This is a genomic window from Luteimonas sp. RC10, from assembly GCF_014192745.1.
Taxonomy (GTDB): Bacteria; Pseudomonadota; Gammaproteobacteria; order Xanthomonadales; family Xanthomonadaceae; genus Luteimonas.
Genome location: NZ_JACHYJ010000009.1, coordinates 37,645 through 62,512, shown reverse-complemented (window position 1 = coordinate 62,512; position 24,868 = coordinate 37,645). Strand labels below are relative to the sequence as shown.

The 24,868-nt window shown below is 64.8% G+C and carries 25 protein-coding genes, 1 tRNA gene and 1 pseudogene; 22 read left to right on the top strand and 5 right to left on the bottom strand.

Annotation, left to right across the window (positions count from 1 at the left end):
* Window positions 1-47: 47 nt before the first annotated feature.
* A pseudogene (gene trpC / locus FHW73_RS17510) lies at window positions 48-809 on the top strand (indole-3-glycerol phosphate synthase TrpC); the annotation flags it as partial.
* Window positions 810-1,070: 261 nt separating this feature from the next.
* On the top strand, window positions 1,071-1,760 hold the full coding sequence (locus FHW73_RS15605) for a haloacid dehalogenase-like hydrolase (RefSeq protein WP_345776202.1): 690 nt from the start codon (window positions 1,071-1,073) through the stop codon (window positions 1,758-1,760).
* Here FHW73_RS15605 and FHW73_RS15600 read toward each other — a convergent pair.
* From FHW73_RS15600 to crp, 3 genes are all read right to left on the bottom strand, one after another.
* On the bottom strand, window positions 1,746-2,498 hold the full coding sequence (locus FHW73_RS15600; RefSeq protein ID WP_183427682.1) for a sulfite exporter TauE/SafE family protein: 753 nt from the start codon (window positions 2,496-2,498) through the stop codon (window positions 1,746-1,748). The two genes, FHW73_RS15605 and FHW73_RS15600, sit on opposite strands and share 15 nt — an antisense overlap.
* Before the next feature lie 62 nt (window positions 2,499-2,560).
* Entirely contained in the window at window positions 2,561-3,034 is a 474-nt protein-coding gene (locus FHW73_RS15595; protein WP_183427681.1) for a GNAT family N-acetyltransferase, read from the bottom strand.
* Window positions 3,035-3,039: 5 nt separating this feature from the next.
* A complete protein-coding gene (gene crp, locus FHW73_RS15590) occupies window positions 3,040-3,675 on the bottom strand; it encodes a cAMP-activated global transcriptional regulator CRP (protein ID WP_255493056.1) in 636 nt (211 codons plus the stop codon).
* 189 nt (window positions 3,676-3,864) lie between these two features.
* On the opposite strand from crp, the gene speD reads away from it, so the two are divergent.
* A complete protein-coding gene (gene speD / locus FHW73_RS15585; RefSeq protein ID WP_183427679.1) occupies window positions 3,865-4,656 on the top strand; it encodes an adenosylmethionine decarboxylase in 792 nt (263 codons plus the stop codon).
* A gap of 161 nt (window positions 4,657-4,817) precedes the next feature.
* Here speD and coq7 read toward each other — a convergent pair whose 3' ends face one another.
* Complete coding sequence (coq7, locus tag FHW73_RS15580) at window positions 4,818-5,465, bottom strand: 2-polyprenyl-3-methyl-6-methoxy-1,4-benzoquinone monooxygenase (protein ID WP_183427678.1); 648 nt, start codon at window positions 5,463-5,465, stop codon at window positions 4,818-4,820.
* A 204-nt stretch (window positions 5,466-5,669) separates the two neighbouring features.
* Between coq7 and rplM the strand changes: the two genes are divergently transcribed.
* From rplM to maiA, 6 genes are all read left to right on the top strand, one after another.
* Complete coding sequence (rplM, locus tag FHW73_RS15575; RefSeq protein ID WP_183427677.1) at window positions 5,670-6,098, top strand: 50S ribosomal protein L13; 429 nt, start codon at window positions 5,670-5,672, stop codon at window positions 6,096-6,098.
* Between the two features lie 3 nt (window positions 6,099-6,101).
* Window positions 6,102-6,494 carry a 30S ribosomal protein S9 gene (rpsI, locus tag FHW73_RS15570; protein WP_183427676.1) on the top strand — a complete coding sequence of 131 codons (393 nt, stop codon included), beginning with the start codon at window positions 6,102-6,104 and terminating at the stop codon, window positions 6,492-6,494.
* 90 nt (window positions 6,495-6,584) lie between these two features.
* Window positions 6,585-6,659: transfer RNA gene (locus tag FHW73_RS15565), tRNA-Gln, on the top strand.
* Window positions 6,660-6,766: 107 nt separating this feature from the next.
* Complete coding sequence (locus FHW73_RS15560; protein ID WP_183427675.1) at window positions 6,767-7,501, top strand: 2OG-Fe dioxygenase family protein; 735 nt, start codon at window positions 6,767-6,769, stop codon at window positions 7,499-7,501.
* A gap of 58 nt (window positions 7,502-7,559) precedes the next feature.
* Window positions 7,560-8,564, top strand: coding sequence for a fumarylacetoacetate hydrolase family protein (locus FHW73_RS15555; protein ID WP_183427674.1), 1,005 nt, complete (start codon window positions 7,560-7,562; stop codon window positions 8,562-8,564).
* The gene (gene maiA, locus FHW73_RS15550; protein WP_183427673.1) at window positions 8,561-9,220 is read left to right on the top strand and encodes a maleylacetoacetate isomerase; all 660 of its coding nucleotides are present in this window, start codon (window positions 8,561-8,563) and stop codon (window positions 9,218-9,220) included. The genes FHW73_RS15555 and maiA overlap by 4 nt, the downstream gene beginning before the upstream one ends.
* A gap of 10 nt (window positions 9,221-9,230) precedes the next feature.
* Here maiA and FHW73_RS15545 read toward each other — a convergent pair whose 3' ends face one another.
* Complete coding sequence (locus FHW73_RS15545; protein WP_183427672.1) at window positions 9,231-10,343, bottom strand: PilT/PilU family type 4a pilus ATPase; 1,113 nt, start codon at window positions 10,341-10,343, stop codon at window positions 9,231-9,233.
* On the opposite strand from FHW73_RS15545, the gene FHW73_RS15540 reads away from it, so the two are divergent.
* From FHW73_RS15540 to FHW73_RS15480, 13 genes are all read left to right on the top strand, one after another.
* The gene (locus tag FHW73_RS15540; RefSeq protein ID WP_255493045.1) at window positions 10,291-10,818 is read left to right on the top strand and encodes a DUF4398 domain-containing protein; all 528 of its coding nucleotides are present in this window, start codon (window positions 10,291-10,293) and stop codon (window positions 10,816-10,818) included. The two genes, FHW73_RS15545 and FHW73_RS15540, sit on opposite strands and share 53 nt — an antisense overlap.
* A gap of 2 nt (window positions 10,819-10,820) precedes the next feature.
* Entirely contained in the window at window positions 10,821-11,396 is a 576-nt protein-coding gene (locus FHW73_RS15535; RefSeq protein WP_183427670.1) for a hypothetical protein, read from the top strand.
* A 473-nt stretch (window positions 11,397-11,869) separates the two neighbouring features.
* Window positions 11,870-12,091 (top strand): YdcH family protein, encoded by a 222-nt coding sequence (locus FHW73_RS15530; protein WP_047137910.1) that lies wholly within the window; start codon window positions 11,870-11,872, stop codon window positions 12,089-12,091.
* Window positions 12,092-12,219: 128 nt separating this feature from the next.
* Window positions 12,220-13,596 carry a pyridoxal-phosphate dependent enzyme gene (locus FHW73_RS15525; RefSeq protein ID WP_183427669.1) on the top strand — a complete coding sequence of 459 codons (1,377 nt, stop codon included), beginning with the start codon at window positions 12,220-12,222 and terminating at the stop codon, window positions 13,594-13,596.
* A 175-nt stretch (window positions 13,597-13,771) separates the two neighbouring features.
* Entirely contained in the window at window positions 13,772-14,953 is a 1,182-nt protein-coding gene (locus tag FHW73_RS15520; RefSeq protein WP_183427668.1) for a cystathionine gamma-synthase, read from the top strand.
* Window positions 14,954-14,959: 6 nt separating this feature from the next.
* Window positions 14,960-15,754 (top strand): ABC transporter permease, encoded by a 795-nt coding sequence (locus FHW73_RS15515; RefSeq protein ID WP_183427667.1) that lies wholly within the window; start codon window positions 14,960-14,962, stop codon window positions 15,752-15,754.
* Window positions 15,744-17,105, top strand: coding sequence for an ABC transporter ATP-binding protein (locus FHW73_RS15510; RefSeq protein WP_183427666.1), 1,362 nt, complete (start codon window positions 15,744-15,746; stop codon window positions 17,103-17,105). Before FHW73_RS15515 ends, FHW73_RS15510 begins: the two co-directional genes overlap by 11 nt.
* Window positions 17,102-20,641: a glycosyltransferase gene (locus FHW73_RS15505; RefSeq protein WP_183427665.1), complete on the top strand. Its 3,540-nt coding sequence runs from the start codon at window positions 17,102-17,104 to the stop codon at window positions 20,639-20,641. The genes FHW73_RS15510 and FHW73_RS15505 overlap by 4 nt, the downstream gene beginning before the upstream one ends.
* Complete coding sequence (locus FHW73_RS15500) at window positions 20,638-21,666, top strand: dehydrogenase (protein ID WP_183427664.1); 1,029 nt, start codon at window positions 20,638-20,640, stop codon at window positions 21,664-21,666. Before FHW73_RS15505 ends, FHW73_RS15500 begins: the two co-directional genes overlap by 4 nt.
* On the top strand, window positions 21,663-22,244 hold the full coding sequence (locus FHW73_RS15495) for a D-sedoheptulose 7-phosphate isomerase (RefSeq protein WP_221187605.1): 582 nt from the start codon (window positions 21,663-21,665) through the stop codon (window positions 22,242-22,244). The genes FHW73_RS15500 and FHW73_RS15495 overlap by 4 nt, the downstream gene beginning before the upstream one ends.
* Window positions 22,245-22,246: 2 nt before the next feature.
* A complete protein-coding gene (locus FHW73_RS15490; RefSeq protein ID WP_183427662.1) occupies window positions 22,247-22,945 on the top strand; it encodes a sugar phosphate nucleotidyltransferase in 699 nt (232 codons plus the stop codon).
* The gene (locus FHW73_RS15485) at window positions 22,945-23,583 is read left to right on the top strand and encodes an HAD family hydrolase (RefSeq protein WP_183427661.1); all 639 of its coding nucleotides are present in this window, start codon (window positions 22,945-22,947) and stop codon (window positions 23,581-23,583) included. Before FHW73_RS15490 ends, FHW73_RS15485 begins: the two co-directional genes overlap by 1 nt.
* Window positions 23,584-23,643: 60 nt before the next feature.
* Window positions 23,644-24,552, top strand: coding sequence for a methyltransferase domain-containing protein (locus FHW73_RS15480; protein WP_183427660.1), 909 nt, complete (start codon window positions 23,644-23,646; stop codon window positions 24,550-24,552).
* The last annotated feature ends 316 nt before the right edge of the window (window positions 24,553-24,868 follow it).

Here is a 24,868-nt window from a genome sequence, read left to right as displayed (position 1 = left end):
CTGCGGTATCTTGGGCGGCCCTGCCCGTCCGCCGCGGTTCTACGATCTTGAACGACGTCCTGCAGCGCATCGTCGCGCGCAAACACGAAGAAGTCGCCGCTCGTCGCGCCGCCTGCCCGCTGGCCGAGATCGCGGCGCGCGCGGCCGATGCCGGCCCGGTCCGTGGGTTCGCCGCGGCGATCGAGGCCAGAATCGCCGCAGGCGATGCGGCGGTGATCGCCGAGATCAAGAAGGCCAGCCCGTCGAAGGGCGTGATTCGCCCGGACTTTCGCCCCGCCGACATCGCCCGCAGCTACGCGGCCGGCGGTGCGGCTTGCCTGTCGGTGCTGACCGACATCGACTTCTTCCAGGGCGCCGACGACTATCTGGTGCAGGCGCGCGCCGCCTGCTCGCTGCCGGTGCTGCGCAAGGATTTCATCGTCGATCCCTGGCAGGTCCACGAGTCGCGCGCGCTCGGCGCCGACTGCATCCTGCTGATCGTCGCCGCGCTCGACGACCGCGCGCTGGCCGAGTTGGCCGGGCTGGCGATGTCGCTGGACCTCGACGTGCTGGTCGAGGTGCATGACATCGACGAGCTCGAACGCGCGCTGCAGGTGCCGTCGCCGCTGCTGGGCATCAACAACCGCAGCCTGCGCAGCTTCGAGGTCTCGCTCGACACCACGCTGTCGCTGCAGGGCGCAGTGCCGCGCGATCGGCGCCTGGTCACCGAGAGCGGCATCCATACGGCCGACGACGTTGCGCGGATGCGCGAGGCGGGCATCGACGCTTTCCTGGTCGGCGAAGCCTTCATGCGCGCGCCCGATCCCGGCGCCGCGCTCGGTGCCTTGTTCTCGCCGGCCCTGCCGCCGCCCGAGGTCATCGCGCCGCCGCCGCAGGCACCGGATGAAGCGGATGCGCCGCGTGCGCCGCTGACCGCGGTGATCGTCGAGGCCAGCGATCCGGCCCAGGCCTCGTCCGGCGACGCGCCTGTCAACGATGCCGCGCCGACGCTGGCCGGGTTGCTGACGCCAGCTGCCGCCGCGGCCGGCGGGCCGGCCACCGATGCACAGGCCGCCGCTGCGCCGCGCACCGTGGTCTTCGACTTCGACCACACCCTCTACGACGGCGATTCGGGCACACACCTGTTCGGCTGGCTGATCCGCCGCAGCGCCTGGCGCACGGCGCTGGCACTGCTGGCCACGCCGCTGCTCGGGCCGATGATCGCCTGCCTGCCGACCCGCCGTTACGGCATCTCCGGCTACGCGTGGATCGGCACCGTGGGTCTGAACAGCCGCGGGTCGCTGGATCGCCTGATCGATCTCTACGTCGCCCGTCATGCCGACCAGATCCGCCCGCGGCTGCTGCCGGTGGCGCTCGAGGTGCTGCACGGCCACCGCGAAGCCGGCGACCGCGTGGTCGTGGCGACCGGTGCGCCGCCCGAACTGGCGCGCGCGATCCTGGCCTTCGTGGCGCACGAGACCGTGCCGGTGATCGGCACCGCGGTGGGCCCCAAGCTCGGCGCGGTCGTGGCCACGCGTCACTGCCACGCCGAGGAGAAGATGCGCATGCTGCGCGAGCGCGGCTACGGCGACATCGACATCGCCTATTCCGATTCGAGCGCGGACCTGCCGCTGCTCAAGGCGGCGGCAAACCCGGTGGTGGTCAACCCGAAGGCGGGCGCGGTGGCGATGTTCCGGCGCGTGCTGCCGTCAGGCACACCGATCCTCAACTGGGGCTGCCGCGATCGCGCCGGCACCCCGGCAGGCTCAGCCGGGCAGTAGCGACCGGCCGATCTGGTAGAGGCTGATCGCCATCACCAGCACGCCCACCGCCAGCAACACCCAGCGCTCGCGCACATGGCGCACGAACAGCGCCGCCAGCGGCGCGGCGATCATGCCGCCGACCAGCAGGCCGAGCACCACGTCCAGGTGCTGCAGGCCGATGGTCAGGAAGAACGTGACCGAGATCGACAACGTGACCAGGAACTCGGCGGCGTTGACGGTGCCGATCGTCGTGCGCGCCGTGCCGCCGCGCGCGAGCAGCGTCGAGGTCGCGACCGGGCCCCAGCCGCCACCGCCGCTGGCATCGAGCAGGCCGGCCACGAAGCCGAGCAGCGGCACCCGCTGCACCTCGCGCCGGGGCAGCATCCGACCCGCCGCGCGCAGCAGGATCAGCACCGAGAGCACCAGCAGATAGGCGTAGATGAACGGGCGGACCACGTCGCCAGGCAATCGGGTCAGGACATAAGCGCCGAGCACACCGCCGACCATGCCCGGGATCGCCAGGCGGAAGAACAGCCGCCGGTCGACATTGCGCATCGCCAGGTGCGACACGCCCGAAGCGCCGGTGGTGAACACTTCGGCGGTGTGCACGCTGGCGCTCACCGCCGCCGGCGGCACGCCCATGCTCAGCAGCACCGAGGAGGACACCAGCCCGAACGCCATGCCCAGCGCACCATCGATCAGCTGCGCGGCCAGGCCGACCAGCACGAAGAACAGGAATTGGTCGCCGAGCGTCATGTGCGGTCCGTTGCGATGGTCGGCCACAGCATACGGCGCCCAAGGGGCGCGCTGTCGAAGGATCAGGCGTCGCCGAGCCGCTTGATGAAGCGCAGGGTGCCATCGGAGAAGCCGCAGGCCCGGTAGAACGCGTGCGCATCGGTGCGCTGCGAGCCGCTGGTCAGTTCCAGCCGCGCCGCGCCGGCGAAGCGCGCGCGACGCTCGGCCTCCTTCAGCAGCTGGCGGCCCAGCCCTTGGCCCTTCGCGGTATCGGTGACCACCAGCGCGGTGATCCTGCAGGTGGTGGTGCCCAGCGGCAGGTAGTACATGAAGTCCAGCGCGACCAGCCCGCAGACCCGGCCACCGCTGCGTGCGACCACAAGCGCCTGGCGGTCGTTGGCGGTGACCGCCAGGATGCGCTCGCGCGCGTCGTCCACGCCGCAGGGATAGCCCAGCTCCGAGAGCAGGGCGGCGACGTCGTCGGCGTCGATGGCCGACGCGCTGCGCAGATCGGCGTCGGGCAGATCGCCGCGCGGTGCGAAATGTCCGGTGCTCATGGCGTCTACCGCGTCCCGAACAGCACGATGGTCTTGCCGCGGGCGGTCAGCTTGCCGTCGGCCTGCAGCTTCTTGAGCACCCGGCCGGCCATCTCGCGCGAGCAGCCGACCAGCCGGGCCAGCTCCTGTCTCGAGATCCGCAACTGGGTGCCCTGTGGGTGGCTCATCGCATCCGGCTCCCGGGTCAGGTCGTGCAGCGTGCGCACGATGCGGTCGGTGACATCCAGGAACGCCAGCCGGCCGGCCTTGCGGCTGGTGTCGAGCAGCCGGCGCGAGAGCTGGGCGCCGATCGCATACATGATCGAGGTGGCATCGCCCGCCAGCGTGGTCTCGAACAGCTGATAGAGCCGCTCGTAGCTGATCTCGGCCAGCTCGCACTGGGTCCGGGTGCGCAGGATGACCTCGCGCACGTCAGATTCGATGAACAGGCCCATCTCGCCGACCATCTCGCCCGGCCCGAAGTACCCCAGCACCAGTTCGCGGCCGTCCTCCTCCTCGGTGATGATGCTGACCGAGCCGCTCACCACGTAGTACAGCGTGCCCGCCGGATCGCCGGGGCGGAACACCTCGCTGCGCGGCGGATAGCGGCGGCGGTGGCAGTGGGCGAGGAAGCGTTCGATGGCCGCTGCCGACGGCGACATCGGATGCGGCGTGCGAACATGGGAATTGATCAGGGCCACGGGATCGGAGGGCATGAGGCATCGCAGCGGGGAATGCCGAAGAGTAGGCGGTCGGCCGGTCGGGGGCAAACCGCGATGCGCCGAGGTCGCGAGCGGGCCCCGGTTTGCCGCATAATCGCCGTTTCGCCCAACCCCCGAGGGTCGACCGCTGTGGTCAAACCGCTCCCGCGCCTGAAGCTCCAGGGTTTCAACAACCTGACCAAGGCCCTGTCGTTCAACATCTACGACGTGTGCTACGCCTCGTCCGAGGACGAGCGCCAGCGCTATATCGCCTACATCGATGAGGTCTACAACGCCGACCGGCTGACGCAGATCCTGACCGATGTCGCGGAGATCATCGGCGCGAACATCCTGCACGTCGCCCGTCAGGACTACGAGCCCCAGGGCGCGTCGGTGACGATCCTGATCTCCGAAGAACCGGTGATCGACCGCAAGGACGCCAAGGGCGTGATCTCCGACGCGGTGGTCGCGCACCTCGACAAGTCGCACATCACCGTCCACACCTATCCCGAGACCCACCCCGACAACGGCATCGCGACCTTCCGCGCCGACATCGATGTGGCGACGTGCGGCGTGATCTCGCCGCTCAAGGCGCTCAACTACCTGATCGAGAGCCTCGAGTCGGACATCGTGGTCATGGACTACCGTGTGCGCGGCTTCACCCGCGACGTGAAGGGCAAGAAGCACTACATCGACCACAAGATCAATTCGATCCAGGACTACCTGGCCAAGAACATCAAGTCGCGCTACGACGCGCTCGATGTGAATGTCTACCAGGAGAACATCTTCCACACGAAGATGCACCTCAAGGATTTCGACCTCGACCAGTACCTGTTCGAGGAGAAGGCGCGCAACCTGTCATTCAAGGACCGGATGAAGATCGAGGCGCGCCTCAAGCGCGAGATCGAGGAGCTCTACCACGGGCGCAACCTCGTCGACTGACGCAGGCGCCGTGATCGGCGATGCATGATTCGAAAACGGCCTCGCGTGATGCGGGGCCGTTTTCGTTTGGAGCGTGCGGCGATCCGAATGCGGGCTTGGCCGACGCCGGGCGCCTGCCGCGTCGCATCGCCCGCGACCGATCGCCCGTCAGGGCCCTGGCGCTACAGCCGGTACGCCACCGTCTTCATCACCGACGAGGCGGCCGACATCAGCGAGGGAATCGGCCAGGGCAGCGCGCGGGCGCCGGCCAGTTCGGCGTGGTCGGCGTGCCGGGCCTCGTCCTCCTTCATCTGCCGCAGGATGTCGCGGCTGCGCGCGTCGGCCGGTGGCAACGTTTCCAAGTGCTCGTCCAGATGGGCTTCCACCTGGCGCTCGGTCTCGACCACGAAGCCGAGGTTCCAGCCGTCGCCGCGCAGCCCGGCGAGCACGCCGAGCGCGTAGCTGCCGCCGTACCACAGCGGGTTGAACATGCTGGGCCGGCTGTCGAGCTCGCGCAGACGCTGCGCGCACCAGGCCAGGTGGTCGGTTTCCTCCTGCGCGGCCTCGAGCAGATGGTCGCGGGTGTCGGGCTCGCGGGCGACCGCGGCCTGCCCGAAGTACAACCCCTGGGCGCAGACTTCGCCGACGTGGTTGATGCGCATCAGTCCGGCCGCATGGCGGCGCTCAGACGGGTCGAGCACGACGTCGGGGGTGTCGGCTGCCGGGTTGGGCCGGGCGGCGGGCGGATTGCCGAAGACTGTCTCCAGCGCGCGCTGGGTTTCGACCAGGACCTGGTCGAGCGGGCCGAACCTCGATCGGGACGATGACATCGCGGTGGCTCCAGGTGTCCGGGGCGGTCCATTGTCTGCGGTGCGGGCAGCCGATGCCAGCGCGGTCCAGGGCCTTGGTTGCGCGCGATGACCGGTCGCGCTATCATCCCGCCTCTTTGCTGCACCGTACACAACGCGAGGCGAAGTTCCGCCGGCCACCGGCGCAATCAGCCCGACCAGTCACCGACCGAGTACCAACCCGTCATGAAGACTTTCACCGCCAAGTCCGAGACCGTCCAGCGCGACTGGTATCTCGTCGACGCCACCGGCAAGACGCTGGGCCGCCTGAGCGCGGAAATCGCCCACCGCCTGCGCGGCAAGCACAAGCCCGTCTACACCCCGCACGTCGATACCGGCGACTACATCGTCGTGATCAACGCCGAGAAGATCGCGGTGACCGGCAAGAAGATGACCGACAAGCTCTACCACCGTTTCACGGGCTACATCGGCAACCTCAAGACCGAATCGCTGGGCCAGGCGCTCGAGCGCCACCCCGAACGCGTGATCGAGATCGCCGTCAAGGGCATGCTGCCGAAGAACACGCTCGGCCGTGCCATGTACCGCAAGCTCAAGGTGTACAAGGGTGCCGAGCATCCGCACGCCGCCCAGCAGCCGCAGCCCCTGGAACTCTAAGTCATGGCTATCACCCAGAATTACGGCACCGGCCGTCGCAAGTCCTCCGTCGCCCGCGTGTTCCTGCGCAAGGGCAGCGGCAAGATCACCGTCAACGACCGTCCGCTCGACGAGTTCTTCGGCCGTGAGACCGCGCGCATGATCGTGCGCCAGCCGCTCGAGCTGACCCAGAACACCGAGACCTTCGACGTCGTCGTCACCGCCACCGGCGGCGGCACCACCGGCCAGGCCGGTGCGATCCGCCTGGGCATCGCGCGCGCGCTTGTCGAATACGACGAAACGCTGAAGACCGAACTGCGCAAGGCCGGGTTCATGACCCGCGACGCGCGCGAAGTCGAGCGCAAGAAGGTCGGTCTGCACAAGGCTCGCCGCGCCACGCAGTTCTCCAAGCGCTGATCGCGCGGGTTCGGATCCACGCGCGATGCGTGGATCCGGCATCGCCGGGACTTGCGATTTTTTGCGGTTTCAGCGGTACAATAGCGTCATAGCCCCGTCGCCAAGCGGTAAGGCACCTGACTCTGACTCAGGCATTCGGTGGTTCGAATCCATCCGGGGCTGCCATCTACGAGAAGCCCGCCGAAAGGCGGGCTTTTTCTTGCGCGGACATTCGCGCTTGTCCCAGCAAACGCGCTCGTCCGCAGGCCGGTTCCACGCCCTAGAATCCGCCGATGCACAGCCCTCTTCCTCCGTTATCCGACGCCGCGCGTGCGGTCGCCGATCTCAAGGCCCACGGTTTCGCGGTGCTGGCCCCCGACGCGCTGTCGGCGTTGTGCGATGTCGCGATCGCCGATCTGCAGGCGCTGCGATCCGACTGGGACGCGTTGCCGCCCGACGACTACCTGCGTGATGGCGGGCGCTATCGCCGGCGCCGCCATGCCTGCTACGTGCAGCGCGGCGACCAACTCGTCGCGGCGGCGCGACGCGCGCACTGGCAATCGGAGGACTACAACGCGCTGCACGGCGGTATGCATCGCTGGTTCGAACCGGTCGACGCGGCCACGGCCGCGGCGCCGGTGTGGACGGCGCTGATCGCCGGGCTCGGCGCGGTGTTCGACCAGGTCCGCGCACGCCAGCCTTGGTACGTGGAGGCGCACCAGTTCCGCATCGACACCACCGATGGCATCGGGCGGCCGACGCCCGAAGGTGCGCATCGCGACGGCGTGGATTTCGTCGCCGTGCTGCTCGTCGCCCGCGAGGGCATCAAGGGCGGCGAAACCCGCGTCTTCGACGCCGACGGCCCCAGCGGCCAGCGCTTCACGCTGACCCGGCCGTGGTCGGCATTGCTGCTCGACGACCACCGCGTCATCCACGAATCGACGCCGATCCAGCCGATCGACGCCACCGGCCATCGCGATACTCTGGTGCTGACCTACCGCAGCGGCGCGTTCCAGGGCGAGGACTGATCGCGGGCCGGCACTTGGTTACAATCGCAACGAATAGCCGACGCCAACCGGAGTTGCCATGAAGCTGGGTTCATTGAAGGAGGGCGGCCGTGACGGCACCCTGATCGTCGTCTCGCGCGACCTGGCCACGGCCGTGCGTGCCACCGGCGTTGCGGCGACACTGCAGCAGGCGCTCGACGACTGGTCGAACGCCGCGCCCCGGCTCAATGCGCTCTACGAATCGCTCAACGCCGGCGACGCCGACGGTGTCTTCGACCTCGATCTCGTCCGGCTCGCCGCGCCGCTGCCGCGCGCCTACGAGTTCGTCGACGGCAGCGCCTACCTGCCGCACGTCGAGCGGGTGCGTCGCGCGCGCGGCGCCGAGGTGCCCGAGAGTTTCTATACCGATCCGCTGATGTACCAGGCGACCAGCGCCGGGTTCTACGGCCCGCGCGACACGGTCAAGGTGACCAGCGAAGACTACGGGATCGATCTGGAAGCGGAGATCGTCGTGGTCACCGACGATGTGCCAATGGCCGTGACGCCGGTCCAGGCGGCCGGCCATATCCAACTCGTCGGCCTGGTCAACGACGTCAGCCTGCGCAACCTGATCCCGGGCGAACTCGCCAAGGGCTTCGGCTTCCTGCAGGCCAAGCCGAGGTCGGCACTGAGTCCGGTGTTCGTGACGCCGGACGAGCTGGGCGATGCCTGGCGCGAGCACAAGCTGCACCTGCCGCTGGTGACCCACGTCAACGGCGAATGGTTCGGCGCCCCGGAGGCGGGCGTGGACATGCAGTTCGACTTCGCGCAACTGGTGGCCCACGCGGCCAGGACGCGGCCGCTGACCGCCGGCACGATCGTCGGTTCGGGCACCATCGCCAACGCCGATACCAGCAAGGGCGCCTCGTGCTTCGCCGAGCGCCGCGTCGTCGAAACCCTCGAGCATGGCGCGCCGAAGACGCCGTTCCTGTCGTTCGGCGACACCGTGCGCATCGAGATGCTCGATGCGTCCGGGGCGAGCATCTTCGGCGCGATCGAGCAGGTCGTCGAGCGCTACGTGCCCGACGTAGACGCCGACGCATGACCGATGCTGCGCTGACGCTGTACGGCTACTGGCGTTCGAGCGCCGCGTACCGCGTGCGCATCGCGCTGCACCTCAAGGGGCTGGCGTTCGCGTCGGTGCCGGTGCACCTGCTGCGCGACGGCGGCGAGCAGCGCGCGCCCGCGCACGCGGCGCGCAATCCCCAGCGGCTCGTGCCGGTGTTGCGGCATGGCGAGCGCATACTGACCCAGTCGCTGGCGATCATCGAATACCTCGACGAGGTCTTCCCGTCGTCGCCGTTGCTGCCCACCGATCCCGTCGCGCGGCATCGCGCGCGCGCGCTCGCGCAACTGGTGGCCTGCGACATCCATCCGCTCGGCAACCTGCGCGTGCTGCAGTTCCTGGAGCACGAATGGGACATCGATGCGGCGGGACGCACGCGCTGGATCGAGCGCTGGGTCAGCGATGGGCTCGCGGCGTTCGAGCGCCTGCTGGGCGAGGCGCCCGAAGCGGGCAGGTTCTGCGTCGGCGACGCGCCCGGGCTCGCCGATTGCGCGCTGGTCCCGCAGCTCTACAACGCCCGCCGTTTCGGCGTCGAGCTTGCGCAGTACCCACGCATCCTCGCGATCGAGGCGGCTTGCCTGGCGATGCCGGCCTTCGCCGACGCGCGGCCCGAGGTCCAGCCCGACGCCGCCTGAAGGCCGCGGGCTAGAGCGACTGCGGGGCGAACACGTCCGCGTACGGGTCGTGGGCGTCGGCTGAACCTTCGGAGAGCCGGAACTTCAGATCCAGACCGTCGCGCGAGTCGGCGGCGCGCAGTGCGGTTTCGCGCTCGATGCGCCCGCTCTTGTAGAGGCGGTACAGGCATTGGTCGAAGGTCTCCATGCCTTCCTCGAGCGATTCCTCCATCGCCTGCTTGACCTCGTGGACATGGCCCCGGCGCAGCAGGTCGCGGATCGTCGGCGTGTTGAGCAGCACCTCGGTCGCCGGCAGCCGGCGGCCGTCCACGCCCTCGACCAGGCGTTGGGAGATCACCGCGCGCAGGTTCAGCGACAGGTTCATCAGCACGTTCTTGTGCGCGGCCTCAGGGAAGAAATTGAGGATGCGCTCGATCGTCTGGTCGGCGTTGTTGGAGTGCAGGGTGGCCAGACAGAGGTGCCCGGTCTCGGCGAACGCGATCGCCGCTTCCATCGTGGTCGCGTCGAGGATCTCGCCGATCAGGATCACGTCGGGCGCTTCGCGCATCGCATTCTTCAGCGCGTTGTGGAAGGTCTGGGTGTCGATCCCGACCTCGCGCTGGTTGACCAGTGAGCGCTTGTGCCGATGCAGGTACTCGATCGGGTCCTCGATGGTGAGGATGTGGCCGGCCGAACAGGTATTGCGGTGATCGATCATCGACGCCAGCGTCGTCGACTTGCCCGAGCCGGTGGAGCCCACGATCAGCACCAGCCCGCGCGGGGCGGTGATCACGTCCTTGAGCACCTGCGGCAGCTGCAACTGCGCGATGTCGGGAATCTTGCTGCTGATCGCACGCACGACCATGCCGGCTTCGCCGCGCTGCCGGAAGACGTTGACCCGGAAGCGGCCGACCTCGGGCAGCGAGTAGGCCATGTTCATCTCGAGGTCGCGCTCGAAACGCCGGATCTGCTGCTCGTCCATCATCGAGTAGGCGATCTGGCGGACGACCCCCGGCGCCAGATGCGTGCCCTCGAGTGGCTGCAACCGACCTTCGATCTTGATGTGGATCGGCGCGCCGGTGCTCAGGAACATGTCCGACGCGCTTTTTTCCGTCATCAGCTTCAGAAACGGGCCGATGTCCATGTATGAATTCCCCACGGGCGACCGGGGCACATTGCGCGCCCCCGGCTTGCTGACGACAATGCCCGCAATGACGCTTTTCGGGCACGATGCTTCGATGAAGACAAGCTTCGCATACATCCGGCCACTGCTGGGCGCAGCCGTGCTCGCCTGTGCCCTGTCGCTTGCAGGCTGCGCCAGCGCACCGCCACCGACCGAGGATCTCGCGGCTGCCCGGCTGTCGGTCGCCCGGGCTGGCGACGCGGACGCCGACCAGTACGCACCGATGCAGATCGACCAGGCGCGTCGCGCGCTCGAACAGGCGCAAGCGGCAGCCGGCAACGGCCGCGACGCCGAAGCGCGGACGCTCGCGCTGTCGGCCTCCGCGCTCGCCGATCTGGCCCACGCCCGCGCGCGTCAGGCGGTCACCGAGGCCGAATTGGCGCAGCGACGCGCCGAGATCACCAATCTGCGCCAGCGGCTGCAGGGGGAGAACTGAGCATGCGCCTGTCGATTCTGATGCTCGCCCTGACCATGGCCGTGTCGACGGCCTGGGCCCAATCGGGCAACGACATCGATGCCGCCGCGCTTCAGCAGCGGCTGCAGGCCATCGATGCCGATGCCGGGACCGCCGGCGCGGCCGCCTACGAGCGCCTGCAGGCACGCCAGGCCCTGGCCACGCTCGCCACGGTGCGGAGCAGCCAGCGCGCATCCGCGCTGCAGATTGCACAGTGGCGGGTGGAAACGGCCGAAGTCGCCGCGCAGACCGAGGTCGCGCGCCGGGAACTGGGCGAGCTCGAGCGCGAGCGCGCGCAGTTGTTGGTCGAGGCCAGCCAGCAAGACGCCGTGCGGGCACGCCAGGAGGCCGAGCGCCTGCGTATCCAGGCGCAGATCCAGGCCGAGGAGGCGGCGCGCCTGCGTCTGGCGGCCGAGGAGGAACTGGCCGCGCGCCAGCAAGCCGAGACCGTGCTGCAGGGGGTCGCGAGCGGCGAGGCCGCCAAGCTGCGCGCCGCGCGCCAGCGTGAAGCCGAACTCAAGCGGCGCGAGGCCGAACTGCTCAAGAGCCTCGAGCCCTGAGTCATCCGTCGGCTGTGTGAGACGGCCGGCGCGACATGCGAGCCTTGTCACTGGCTGTGGGCGCGCGGGGATGTGCCGTCCCGGTGGATCACCTCACATCCATGAATCCAAGTGGAATCAATCACTTGGCCTCGTCTTAACGTGCCGGCCGCGCCATGACGCGATGCGCGTAGGTCCCCGAGCGCCACTCTTAACGCATCTGACTGCGCAGCTGCGTCGCAGCATGCCGTCGGGGCCTTGCCGCCGTTGCGACCCCGGAGTAGGGTCGATTGCGCCGGGTGGTCTCCTCTTTCGCCATCCGGTCAACGAACCAGGCCGATGACCGAGACGATCCCCTACGAGGTTCCCGATGCCCGCCCCAAGCGCGGCACCGCATTCCCGAGCGGATCGTTTCAGGCCATCCCTGGAGGCCGTCCCCGCAGCGCCCCTGCCGTCGCCGGCCGGGGCGTTCGCATTCGTGTCAGGAGGATTTCATGTTCGAAGCGCACTCGCAGGTGGAACTCGAAGAAATCATGAAGGGCAATGTCGAGTTCCGACAGCTCTACTACCGGCACAAGGAGTTGGACAAGAAAGTGCTCAATGCCGAGCTGGGCGTGTTGCCGGTGGATGAAGCCACGCTGTCGCAGATGAAGCGCGAGAAACTTGCCGCGAAGGACCGCCTGGCGTCGATGTACGACGCGATGCAGAAACACTAGGTTCACGTCAGTCGCGGGCGGTGGCGGTCATCCTCGTCGGCCGCCATCGCCCGCGAATGCCGGGTACCGCGACCGGCGCGGTGGCGATGGGCGATAATCGACGGCCCGCCTGCTGTGGACCGGACCCCATGCCGATCGCCTCTTCCGTCCTCGACCTGATCGCCGAGACCCCGATCGTCAAAGCGCGCCGCCTCGACGCCGGCGTCTGCGAACTCTACTTCAAGCTCGAGAACCAGAATCCTGGCGGCTCGATCAAGGACCGGATCGGCCTGAGCATGATCGAAGCGGCCGAACAGCGCGGCGACATCGCGCCCGGCGCCACGCTGGTCGAGGGCACGGCCGGCAATACCGGCATCGGCCTGGCGCTGGTGGCCCAACAGAAGGGCTACAAGCTGATCCTGGTCGTTCCCGACAAGATGAGCCGCGAGAAGATCTTCAACCTCAAGGCGATGGGGGCCGAGGTCGTGCTGACGCGCTCGGACGTGGCCAAGGGCCATCCGGAGTACTACCAGGACCTCGCCGCGCGCATTGCCGCCGAGACCCCCGGCGCTTACTTCATCAACCAGTTCGGCAACCCCGACAATCCCGCTGCGCACGAGCACGGCACCGGCCCGGAGATCCTGCGCCAGATGGCCGAGGTCGGCGGTCTGGACGCGATCGTCTTCGGCTGCGGCAGCTCGGGTACGATGACCGGCCTGTCGCGCTGCTTCGCCGAACATGCCCCGGACGTCGAGCTGGTGCTGGCCGACCCGGTCGGCTCGATCCTGGCCGAATACATCAACGACGGCACGCTCAGCGACAAGTCCGGCAGCTGGATGGTCGAAGGCATCGGCGAGGACTTCCTGCCGAGCATCTCCGACTTCTCGCGCGTGCGGCAGGCCTATGCGATCAGCGACCGCGAGAGCTTCCTGGCGGCACGCGAATTGCTGCAGGCCGAAGGCATTCTCGGCGGCTCGTCCACCGGCACGCTGCTGGCGGCTGCGCTCAAGTACTGCCGCGCCCAGACGCGCCCCAAGAAGGTGCTGGTGTTCGTCTGCGACACCGGCAACAAGTACCTGAGCAAGCTCTACAACGACTACTGGATGCTCGACAACGGCTTCATCGAGCGCGAGCAGCACGGCGACCTGCGCGACCTGATCCTGCGCCCGTATTCGCGTCGCGACACCGTCGTGCTGGCCCCGGGCGATCTGCTGGTCACCGCCTACCAGCGCATGAAGCTCTACGAGATCTCGCAGTTGCCGGTCATGGATGGCGACCGGATCGTCGGCATCCTCGACGAGAGCGACGTGCTGCTGCACGTCTACGGCGACGAAGGCCGCTTCCGCGATCCGGTCTCGACCGCGATGGTCAGCAAGCTCGACTTCCTGGACGTCAAATCGCCGGTCGAGGCGCTGTTGCCGGTGTTCGACCGCGGCCAGGTCGCGATCGTCACCGAGGGCGAGCGCTTCCTCGGCCTGATCACCCGGATCGACCTGCTGAACTACCTGCGGCGGCGGGTGCAGTAGGCGCCGCGAAGGCGCTGTCGAGCCGGTCTTGATCGACTCGCGCTGCGGTTTGCGGCAGTTCTGGCGCCACGCCAGCTGAACGGCGTGCGCATGGCCTTCTGCGCGCGTCCGTGCCCCGTGGGGCGCGTGAGGCCCGATGCTAGAATCGCCGGCCAGTCGAACAGGACCTTCTTCCATGACCGATGACCGCAACGCGGCCGATCCGGCGCAGTGGGCACTCGGCACCAAGGCGATCCACGCCGGCCAGTCGCCCGACCCGAGCACCGGCGCAGTCATGCCGCCGATCTATGCGACGTCGACCTACGCGCAATCCAGCCCGGGCGAGCACCAGGGCTTCGAGTACTCGCGCACGCACAACCCGACCCGCTTCGCCTACGAGCGCTGCGTGGCGGGCCTGGAAGGCGGCAGCCGCGGCTTCGCCTTCGCCTCGGGCATGGCCGCCACCGCGACCCTGCTCGAACTGCTCGATAGCGGCGATCACGTCATCGCGATGGACGACCTGTACGGCGGCACCTACCGCCTGTTCGAGCGCGTGCGCACGCGCAGCGCCGGTCTGACGTTCAGCTATGTCGACCTGACCGACCCCGACGCGTTCGACGCCGCGGTGACCGACAGGACCAAGCTCGTCTGGATCGAAACGCCGACCAATCCGCTGCTCAAGATCGTCGACATCCAGGCGATCGCCGAGCGGGCCCACCGCCGCGGCCTGCGCGTGGTCGTCGACAACACCTTCGCCTCGCCGATCGTCCAGCGCCCCCTCGAACAGGGCGCCGACATCGTCATGCATTCGGCCACCAAGTACCTCAACGGCCATTCGGACATGGTCGGCGGCATCCTTGTCGTCGGCGACGACGCCGACCTGGCCGAGCAGATCGCGTTCCTGCAGAACTCCGCCGGCGCCGTCCAGGGCCCGTTCGACAGCTTCCTGGCGCTGCGCGGCCTCAAGACGCTGCACCTGCGCATGCGCGCGCACTGCGAGAACGCCCAGGCGCTGGCCGAGTTCCTCGAAGGGCATGACGCCGTGGCGCAGGTGATCTACCCAGGCTTGCCTTCGCACCCGCAGCATGCCCTTGCCAAGCGCCAGATGGATGGCTTTGGCGGCATCGTCTCGGTCCGCATCAAGGGCGGCTACGCGGCCGCGCAGCGCTTCTGCGAGCGGACCGAACTGTTCACACTGGCCGAGTCCCTCGGCGGCGTGGAAAGCCTGGTCAATCACCCTGCGGTGATGACGCATGCCTCGGTGCCACCGGCGCGGCGCGCACAGTTGGGGATCCACGACGACCTGGTGCGGTTGAGTGTGGGGGTGGAGGGGTTGGAGGATCTCAGGGCCGATCTTTCCCGAGCCTTGGGGCAGTGAATTGATATGGGCCTGCTCTCTGCGTTCGGGCGTGACCGCTCCCTCGCGTTCGAGCTGACGCGGCGTGAAATTCTGGGGCGATACAGAGGTGCAAGCTTCGGCATGCTCTGGTCGCTGATCACGCCGTTTCTGATGTTGCTGGTCTACACCCTTGCATTCGGATTCATCATGAAGGGGCGCTGGCCCGGCTCATCCGGTTCGACGACCGATTTCGCATTGATCCTGTTCGCCGGCTTGACAGTCCATGGGTTCTTCGCGGAATGCTTCACGCGGGCGCCGCAATTGATTGTCGCCAACACCGGCTACGTGAAGCGGGTGGTGTTTCCGCTGGAAATCCTGGTCTGGAGCATGGCCTTCTCTGCGCTGTTCCATCTGGCGACGAACATGTTGGTTCTGTTGCTGCTGTTCGTTGGTGTCAAGGGCGTTATTCATCCCACAGCGCTGCTTCTGCCGGTCATTCTGGCGCCGTTGGTCATCCTGACGGTTGGCGTGTGCTGGATTGTATCGGCGCTCGGGGTCTACCTCCGGGACATTGGTCAGATTGCAGGCGTGATCGCCGCAGCGATGCTGTTCCTCTCGTCGGCAATCATTCCCGTCGAATCCGTTCCCGAAAGCTATAGACTCGTTTTCGAGCTTAATCCGCTCACCTTCATCATCAATCAGGTTCGCGAGGTCGTGATCTGGGGGCGGCTCCCGGATTGGACTGGCCTGGGTATCTACACCGCGATCGCATGCTCGTTCGCCGTCGTAGGCTACGTGGTCTTCAAAAAGCTGCGTGTGGGATTCGCCGATGTCATCTGAACACGTAGACGTCGACAACGTGATTGAAGTGAAGTCGGTGGGCAAGTCCTACCATATGTACGAACGTCCGTCGCATCGCCTGTGGCAAGCGATGATGGGCAAGCGCAAGTCGTTCTACAAGGATTTCTGGGCCCTGCGCGATGTCAGTTTCTCGATCCGTCGTGGTCAGACGGTGGGCATCGTGGGGCGCAATGGATCCGGAAAGTCGACGCTGCTGCAAATGATCGCCGGTACGCTCAATCCAACAGAGGGAAGTATCGTTGTTCGTGGCAAGGTGGCGGCGCTGCTTGAGCTCGGCAGTGGGTTCAATCCCGAGTTCACTGGGCGGGAAAATGTCTATCTCAACGCGACGATTCTGGGGCTGAGTCGGGAACAGATTGAGCAGCGATTGGAGAGTATTCTCGAATTCGCCGACATTGGCGAATTCATCGATCAGCCGGTTCGAAGCTACTCCAGCGGCATGTCCGTGCGGCTGGCCTTCGCGGTCATCGTGCACGTCGACGCAGACATCCTCATTATCGATGAGGCGCTGGCGGTAGGCGATGCGTTTTTCTCACAGAAATGCATGCGGTTCTTGAGAGAATTCCAGAAGAAGGGGACATTGCTGTTCGTCAGTCACGATGCCGCGGCAGTGACCAATTTGTGCGAAAGTGCGGTCTGGCTTCAGAACGGGCGTATGAGGATGGTCGGCACGTCTCGTGAAGTTGTCGAGTCCTATATGACGGAGCAGCATGTCGTCGGTCGACGCGAAGCGGGTGCTGAGGACATCGTGGTCACGCACAAATCGCCACGGAGTGTTGACCGCAGCGCTGCGGATTTTCGCCTGGAGGATTTTCGAGAAGCCGGCGTGCGGCACCGCATCGCGGTATTCGAGTTTGATCCTGAGAATGTCGGTCGCGAGTTCGGTGCGCAGGGTGCACGCATTGTCGATGTCCGGCTCAGGAATAGCGAGGGAAATCCCGTTCAGGTTGTGGAGGGCGGTGAGCTCGTCAGGCTCGAGATCCGCGTCGCGCTGGAGCAAGCGCTAGATAAGCTGATTGTCGGGTTCTACGTCAAGGACCGACTTGGGCAGAGATTGTTCGGAGACAACAGCTACTTTGCCTGTAGGGAAAGCCCTGTCGGTGGCGCTGCGGGCGACACCATCGTCGGATCGTTCCTGTTCCGCATGCCGGTTCTCCCTTCCGGCTCATACATGATTGATGCTGCCGTCGCTTCCGGTGACCAGCACGATCATACCCAGCAGCATTGGATCCATGATGCGCTGGAGTTCCGAGGCGTGGATGAAACCATGCGCTTCGGGCTGATCGGCCTTCCCATGCTGTCCATCGAGGTTTCGAAAGAATCGCAATGATCGAGTTCACAGGCGAGCGATATGTCCCCACCGAGCAGGGCGTGATTCGGCAGGAACACCTGCATCGCTATGCCTGGTGTCTTCCGCTGGTCGACGGGAAGGATGTCCTGGACATCGCCAGCGGCGAAGGCTACGGAAGCGCGATGCTGGCTCGACGCGCTCGTTCCGTGTGCGGAGTCGATATCTCTTTGGAGGCGGTCAGCCATGCAGCTGCGCGCTATGCGGATATCGATAACTTGCGTTACCTGGCGGGTTCGGCCGCGTCGATTCCGCTGAGCGACAGCAGTGTCGACGTGGTCGTGTCATTCGAGACCATCGAACACCTGCTCGAGCAGCATGAAATGCTGGCCGAGATCCGACGAGTACTCCGGCCTGATGGCGTCTTGGTGATGTCTTCGCCGAACAAGGCTGTCTACTCCGATCGGGCTGGTTATCACAACGAGTTCCATGTTCGCGAGCTCTATCTCGACGAGCTCGAGGATCTGGTGTTGCGCCATTTCCCGGCAGTGCGCATGTATGGGCAGCGCATGGCGGTATGCTCGACCATCGTGGCCGTGGAGGGGGCGCAGCGTGAAGTGGCATATCGAGGGTTGACCGACACCGGAGATGTCGTGGAAGAGCGTGTCGCCTCGACGCGTGATGCGGTCTACTTCATCGTGGTCGCCGCTGCGAACCAGTCCATTCTGTCTGGTATGCCGGCATCGGTTCTTTACTCGGAGGCTGAGGACATCTATGCCCTCCAGCATCAGACTGCGCGATGGGCGCAAGGGGTCGATGGAGAGCGTGAAAAAGCGGTGCAGTGGGCACGTTCGCTAGAAGCGGATCTGCGCAAGTCTCAAGACGAGTACCGGCGTATTGAGGCGGAGTTCGAGGGGCGGACCCGGTGGGCTCTCGAGTTGAATGCCATCGTAGAGAGCCTAGGCGGCGCGCAAGGTGCGGAGGCCATACGTGGAGAGGTTGATCGACTGCAAGGTCTCCATGCCGACCTGGCGGCCGAGAACGGCCGGCTAACCCGGGAGCGGGACGCGGTCGTCCTGCAGCTCGATGCCGTAATGGCGGAGCGAGATGGAGTCGTCTCGCAACTGGACGCAGTGGCGGCGGAGCGAGACGCGCTGCTCGTAGCCAGGGATGAGGTCTTGTCTCGTTTGGAAGACGAGCAGCGCGCGGCACGTGTCCATGCCGATTACCTGCGTGAGGCACTCGAGAACGCCGATCAGAGTCTTGCGCAGAAGCTGCAGCTCTTCGAAGGCTTGCGACAAAGGACGGGTTTGACCGCGCCGGCAAAGGGCAGTGGCAGCACGGAGCTTGAAATCAGGCGGATTATCGCGAGCTACGACGACCAGTTGAACGGTCTCAGCGAGACATTGAACAGCGTGCTCGAATCGAAGTCCTGGCGATTCACAAAGCCGATGCGCTTTGCGTCGAGACTGCTGCGCGGTGATGCGCCTGCGGTCCTTGCTTCTTTGCGTGGCTCTCCTCTTGTTCGCCATCGGTGGCTGGCGCCATTCGCGCGGCCCGTGCGCAATTGGTTGTTGAGTCGGAGCAGGGAAAGCGTGCAGCCGCCGGCGAATTTGTCATTGCCTGCGGTGCTGGCAAGCGGCGACGAGGTCCTCAGATCGCTGTCCTTCCCTGAATGTGATGCGCCAGAGGTCAGCATCGTCATCCCTGCTTATGGGAATCTTCCGCATACTCTTTCGTGCCTGCAGTCCATCGCGAAGTATCCACCTGCCGCGAGCTACGAAGTCATTGTGTTGGAAGATGCATCGGGCGATCCGGAAATCGAGAAGCTGGAGCAACTGGCTGGATTGCGCTTCCATCGGAACGCCCAGAATTTGGGCTTTTTGCTATCCTGCAATCAAGCTCTCGAGCTGGCGCGCGGGCGTTATGTGTACTTTTTGAACAACGACACCGAGGTCCGGCCCGGCTGGCTGGATGCGATGCTCGATGTTTTCAAGACGCATTCGGACTGCGGCATGGTCGGCTCCAAGCTCATCTATCCGGACGGTCGTCTGCAGGAGGCGGGTGGCATCGTCTGGCAGGACGGATCGGCTTGGAACTATGGCCGCTTGGATGATCCGTCTCTAAGCCAGTACAACTATCTGCGGCGCACCGATTACTGCAGCGGCGCCAGTCTGCTCATCACGACGGCGTTGCTACGCAGGTTGGGCGGATTCGATCCTGTGTTCGTGCCGGCCTACTGCGAGGATTCGGATCTGGCATTTCGGGTACGGCAGGCCGGGCTGGAGCTTTACTATTGCCCGGCATCTGAGGTCGTGCATTACGAAGGGATTTCGCACGGAACCGATACCGGCAGCGGCACGAAAGCCTATCAAGTGGCCAATCAGCGCAAGCTATACGACCGTTGGAAGGCCGAGTTGTCCCAGCATCCGCAAAATGGCGAGCACGTGGTTCTGGCGCGTGATCGTGGCTGGCAACGCGAGACGATCATGATCGTCGATCACTACGTGCCGCAGCCGGATCGCGATGCTGGGTCGCGAACGATGATCGCGTTTATCGATGCACTGATTGCCCGAGGCTGTATGGTCAAGTTCTGGCCCGACAACCTCTACTACGATCCTGTTTACACCCCGCCGCTGCAAGCACGGGGTGTGGAAGTGATGTACGGAGGCCAATGGGTGGGCGGCTTCGCTCGCTATCTTGGCGAGAATCCTCATATCCGGGCAGTGATGCTTTCGCGTCCGCATATCTCCGAGCACTATCTCGAGGCATTGAGGCAGAACCCACAGGTTCACTCCGTGTATTACGGGCACGATCTGCACTTCCGCCGCATGGAGATGGAAGCTCGGCGTAATGGAGGAGACGATTCCGATGCGCGCGATATGGAGCGTCTGGAGCGCAGGATATGGGGCTCGGTGAACCGTGTTCTATATCCGTCACCGGAGGAGACGAATGATGTTCGCATGCTCGCGCCGGATGTCGACGTGCGCACGATCCTTCCCTACGCATTCGATGTGTTCCAGGAGGATGCCGTCCCGGCCCATCGAAGTGGAATTATCTTCGTGGCGGGGTTTGCGCACGGCCCCAACGTCGATGCCGCGCGATGGCTGGTGGAAGTGATCATGCCCCTCGTGTGGGAGGCGCGGCCGGATGTCAAATTGTCTTTGGTCGGCTCCAATCCTACCGCTGAGGTCCTAGCGCTGGCCGGATCTGACGTTGAGGTGACGGGATTCGTGACCGATGAAGAACTGACCAAGCGTTATGCCTCCGCTCGCGTGGCGGTGGTGCCGCTTCGATTTGGTGCGGGCGTCAAGGGCAAGGTCGTTGAGGCGATGCAGCAGGGGGTGCCGATCGTGACGACGCCGGTCGGCGCACAAGGTCTCGATGGCCTGGAGCGTGTTGCTTCGGTCTTCGACGAACCTGAAGCGATTGCGGCGCAGCTGGTGAACCTGATGGCGGATGACACACTTTGGGTACAGCGATCCAGGGACGCGGCGGCCTATTGCCGCGCTCGCTTCTCGCGCGATGCCTTGGGGCGCGCGCTAGAGTCTGCGTTCGCTAGGGAGGCAGCGCGATGATTGTGCGTTCACGTGCACCCTTGCGTCTTGGCTTGGCGGGTGGAGGAACCGACGTATCGCCGTTCTGCGACCAGTTCGGCGGTCATGTGATGAATGTCACCATCGACAAGTATGCCTATGCGACGCTGGATCCTTCGCCGCAGGGAAAGGCGGAGTTCTATGCGCAGGATGCCGACGTTTATGAATGCATAGAGCCTGCCGAGGTCGAAGCTTTGGCAGGCCCTTTGCAGCTGATGAAGGGCGTCTACTTGAGGGTCAGCGATGAGTTCCTCGGTGGCCGGCGGCCTGCTATCCGCATACGTGCCCATTCTGACGCCCCTCCCGGATCAGGGCTGGGGTCATCGTCCACGATGGTGGTGGCGATGGTCACGGCCTTCGCTGAGTATTTCTTGTTGCCGCTGGGGGAATATGAAATCGCACAGCTCGCATATCGCATCGAGCGGAGCGACCTGGGCCTTTCGGGGGGGAAACAAGACCAGTACGCCGCGGCGTTCGGCGGGTTCAATTTCATGGAGTTCTACGCCTCCGATCGCGTGATCGTGAATCCACTGCGCATCAAGGAATGGATATGGAGCGAGCTGGAAATGGGGCTTGTGCTCTATTTCACCGGCGTCTCCAGGGAGTCGGCGAAGATCATCGACGAGCAATCCCGCAACATCCACGAGGGCCGCGTCACTTCGCTCGATGCCATGCACCGACTGAAGGAAGAGGCCAGCCAGATGAAGGAATCCCTGTTGAAAGGTGACTTCGAGAGGCTCGCTCAAGTGATGCAGTCAGGCTGGGAAGCCAAGAAGCAGAGTGCAAGCAGCATCAGTAACCCGATGATCGATGAAATTGAAGCATTGGCGATGCGACATGGCGCCCGGGCGACCAAGGTGTCGGGTGCCGGCGGCGGTGGTTTCATGATGTTCCTGTGTGATCCAGCCAGCCGTCTGCCTCTGGTACGTGCTTTGTCCAGTGCTGGCGGCACCGTGTTTGACACTCATTTTACGGATCAGGGGGCTAAGGCATGGAAACTGGGATGACAAAGCAGTATATCGAGAGCGAGTTTTCCAAGGCGCTGGCCAATTTCCAGAAGATGCAGAGCGACCCGGCATTGGCCGCGCAGATCGAAGCTGCCGTCTCCTTGTGTGTGGACGCATTGCGCAAGGGTCGCAAGATCATGTTTGCCGGTAACGGCGGCAGCGCCGCCGACGCCCAGCACTGGGCCGGGGAGCTTGTGAGCCGCTTCTACTATGATCGGCCAGGTTTGCCCGGCATTGCGCTTACCACGGATACGTCGATTCTGACTGCAATCGGGAACGATTACGGCTATGACTACGTGTTCGCCAGGCAGGTCGAGGCATTGGCCCAGGATGGGGATGTGCTCGTCGCTATCTCTACCTCGGGCCGATCAAAGAACATCCTGAGTGCCTTGGATGCATGCGAGAAGAAGGGTGTAAAGGTGATCGGTTTCACGGGCGGGCAGGGGGGCGAGATGGCGCATCGCTGCGAAATCTGTTTCCGGGTGCCTTCCGACGAGACGCCTCGAATTCAAGAGGGGCACGAGTTCATCGGCCACCTGCTGTGCGCTTTGATCGAAAGCGCCATGTTCCCGAGGTGAGCATGCGCTGCGAGGAGGTGCTGATCCTGGCCGGTGGGCTTGGCACGCGCTTGCGTAGCGAAGTGCCCAATCTGCCCAAGCCACTGGCGCCGGTGAATGGCAGGCCTTTTCTCGCGTATCTGCTTGATCGATACGCGAGCGTCGGGATGCGGCGGTGCATCCTCGCGACCGGCTATCTGGCCGAGATGATTCAACGGACCGTGGGGGCGCGTTGGGCGGGGATGGAGATCGTGTACTCGCAGGAGGACGCCCCACTGGGAACAGGAGGGGCGATCGCAGCTGCCGCGCACTTGACGGTGGGCAGTGGTCTGCATGTGTGCAATGGCGACACGTATCTCATCTACGCGCCCCCCGCACTGGAGGCGGCGGCCGCGAACGGCGGCATAGCGATCGCCTTGGCGTACGTGGAGGATGTGTCCCGCTATGGGGCCGTCGCTGTCAGCAAAGGCCGAGTGCTGCACTTCGAGGAGAAGCGCGCGGGTGGTGCTGGGTTCATCAATGCGGGAAGCTATTTTCTTGACACAGAAGCGTTGTCGCGTCTGCCTCAGGGACGAGCATTCTCGTTCGAGAAGGATGTCCTCGAGCCCGAAGCGGCTGGTGGGAGGGTGGGCGCGCTTGTCGAGACGAGCGGTTTCATCGATATCGGTGTTCCCAGCGATTTCAGGCGTGCGCAATCGCTTTTCGCGTCAGGTGATTGCTGATGCAGGCTTGTCGCCCGAGGATAGAAGGGGTACCACCAGGTTCGCTGTCATCTGAGCAAAGACCGGCGATCTTTCTTGATCGGGATGGCGTGATCAATGTAGATCACGGATACGTCAGTACACCCGAGGCAACCACCTGGGTGCCAGGCATTTTTGATCTCTGCAGGTTGGGTCAGGAGCTCGGCTACGTACTGCTCGTGGTGACCAACCAGGCCGGCATAGGAAGAGGGCTGTATACCGAGGCCCAGTTCAAGTCGTACACGCGTTGGATGCTGGGTGAGTTCACGGCGCGGGGTATTTCGGTCTCCGCTGTCTATTACTGCCCGCATCATGCAGATGCCGGCGTTGGCGACTACAGAACAATCTGCCGCTGCCGCAAGCCTGCTCCTGGCATGTTGTTGGCCGCCAAAGAGGATTACGGTCTGGACCTGCGACGCTCGGTGATGATCGGGGACAACGTCTCGGACATGCAGGCGGGCCTTGCGGCGGGCGTTGGAACATGTGTGCGGCTGCTTCATGACTCATGTAGTCTGCAGGCCGGGGTGGGATTTAGGCAGGTAATGGACTTGTCGGAAGTTGCCGGTCATGTTCGTGCGGCAGCAGCATCGGCATCGTGCGCCTCATCGCGCGGAGGTTGAATAAGACGATCGGCTTGGTTTTGTCGTGCACCTGGGTTCTAGTCAACAAGGAGTGCGGTGATGCAGGATCCACAAGAGGATGTGTCGTCTCAATTGATCAGCGTCGCGAGCGATTCCGTGGGCTGTCTGCTTTGTGGCGATGCGGCTTTCAGCATGCGGAAGGTGGACGGAGTCGATTATTACGAGTGCCCGGCCTGTGATTTCGTGTTTGCGGATCCAGTGTTCATCGAGCGCGTCGATCAGGGCATGGCGAGCCGCGAGTACGACCAGGACTATTGGGCATCCGAACTCGCATCGGCGAGACAGCGCTCTTATGGCTCGAGTCTGGCGCGGCTTGCAGAGGCGCTGCTCTATTGCACGGTGCCAGTCAATAAGTTCATCGATATCGGGGCCGGGCCGGGCTACCTTCTTGATGCCGTCCACGCATATCTCCCATCCAGCTCCGACGTCTTCTATGGTGTAGAAAAGTTCCCGCCTTCTGAAGAGTGCGCGACAGACAATAAGAACTACATTCGAGCCGATCTATCCGATGTAGAGATGAAGTTCGAGTGTGGTGTATGTGTAGAGGTCATCGAGCATCTCACACCCAAGATGGCGAAAGGACTGGCGGCATCACTTGCCAAAGTGTCTTTGCCCGGATCTCTCTATCTGTTCAATACTGGACTCACGGACTATCTTCGATTCGAAGATCCAGGTTACCTGGATCCGTTTCGGCGTGGTCACATCACATGCTGGTCAATCAAAGCTGCTTCCCGCGTGTTCGAACCGCATGGGTTTGTCGTCCGACCGTTGGTCGGAAAGAGCTGGGCGTTCGTTGTCGAAATGCCGGGTGTGCCGGAGCGGATGGAGGTTCCCCTCGCAGATCGCATATGGACCGCGGAAGTCCGTAATACGGAGTTGCTGCGCGACAGTAAGATGGGGGATGTGATGTACATCCTGGGAAGGGAAAGTGCGCGCGCCTATCGATGAGTCCCTACGTTGCCCGTGATGGCATCGCTTTGTTACCTAGACGGGGCGAACGCGGTACGCGCTCCGGGGTGCAGCGTTACGCGCGCCGGGCCATGTGGTGTTTGCGCATCGATCGAGGGCTGCACCGCTGTGCATAGGCACGCGATCGGTAGTTATCCTCAGGGTCTGTATCCAGGGCGATGGGCCAGTTCCAAGTGACGCGAACTTGATTTGCGCGCCACTGTGAAGCACCGCCGCGCGTTTGCTATCATGCCGACGTGAAGGGGATGTGATAAGAAGGTTGCAGTTTGAGGGCATCAATCGTCGCCAGGACGGC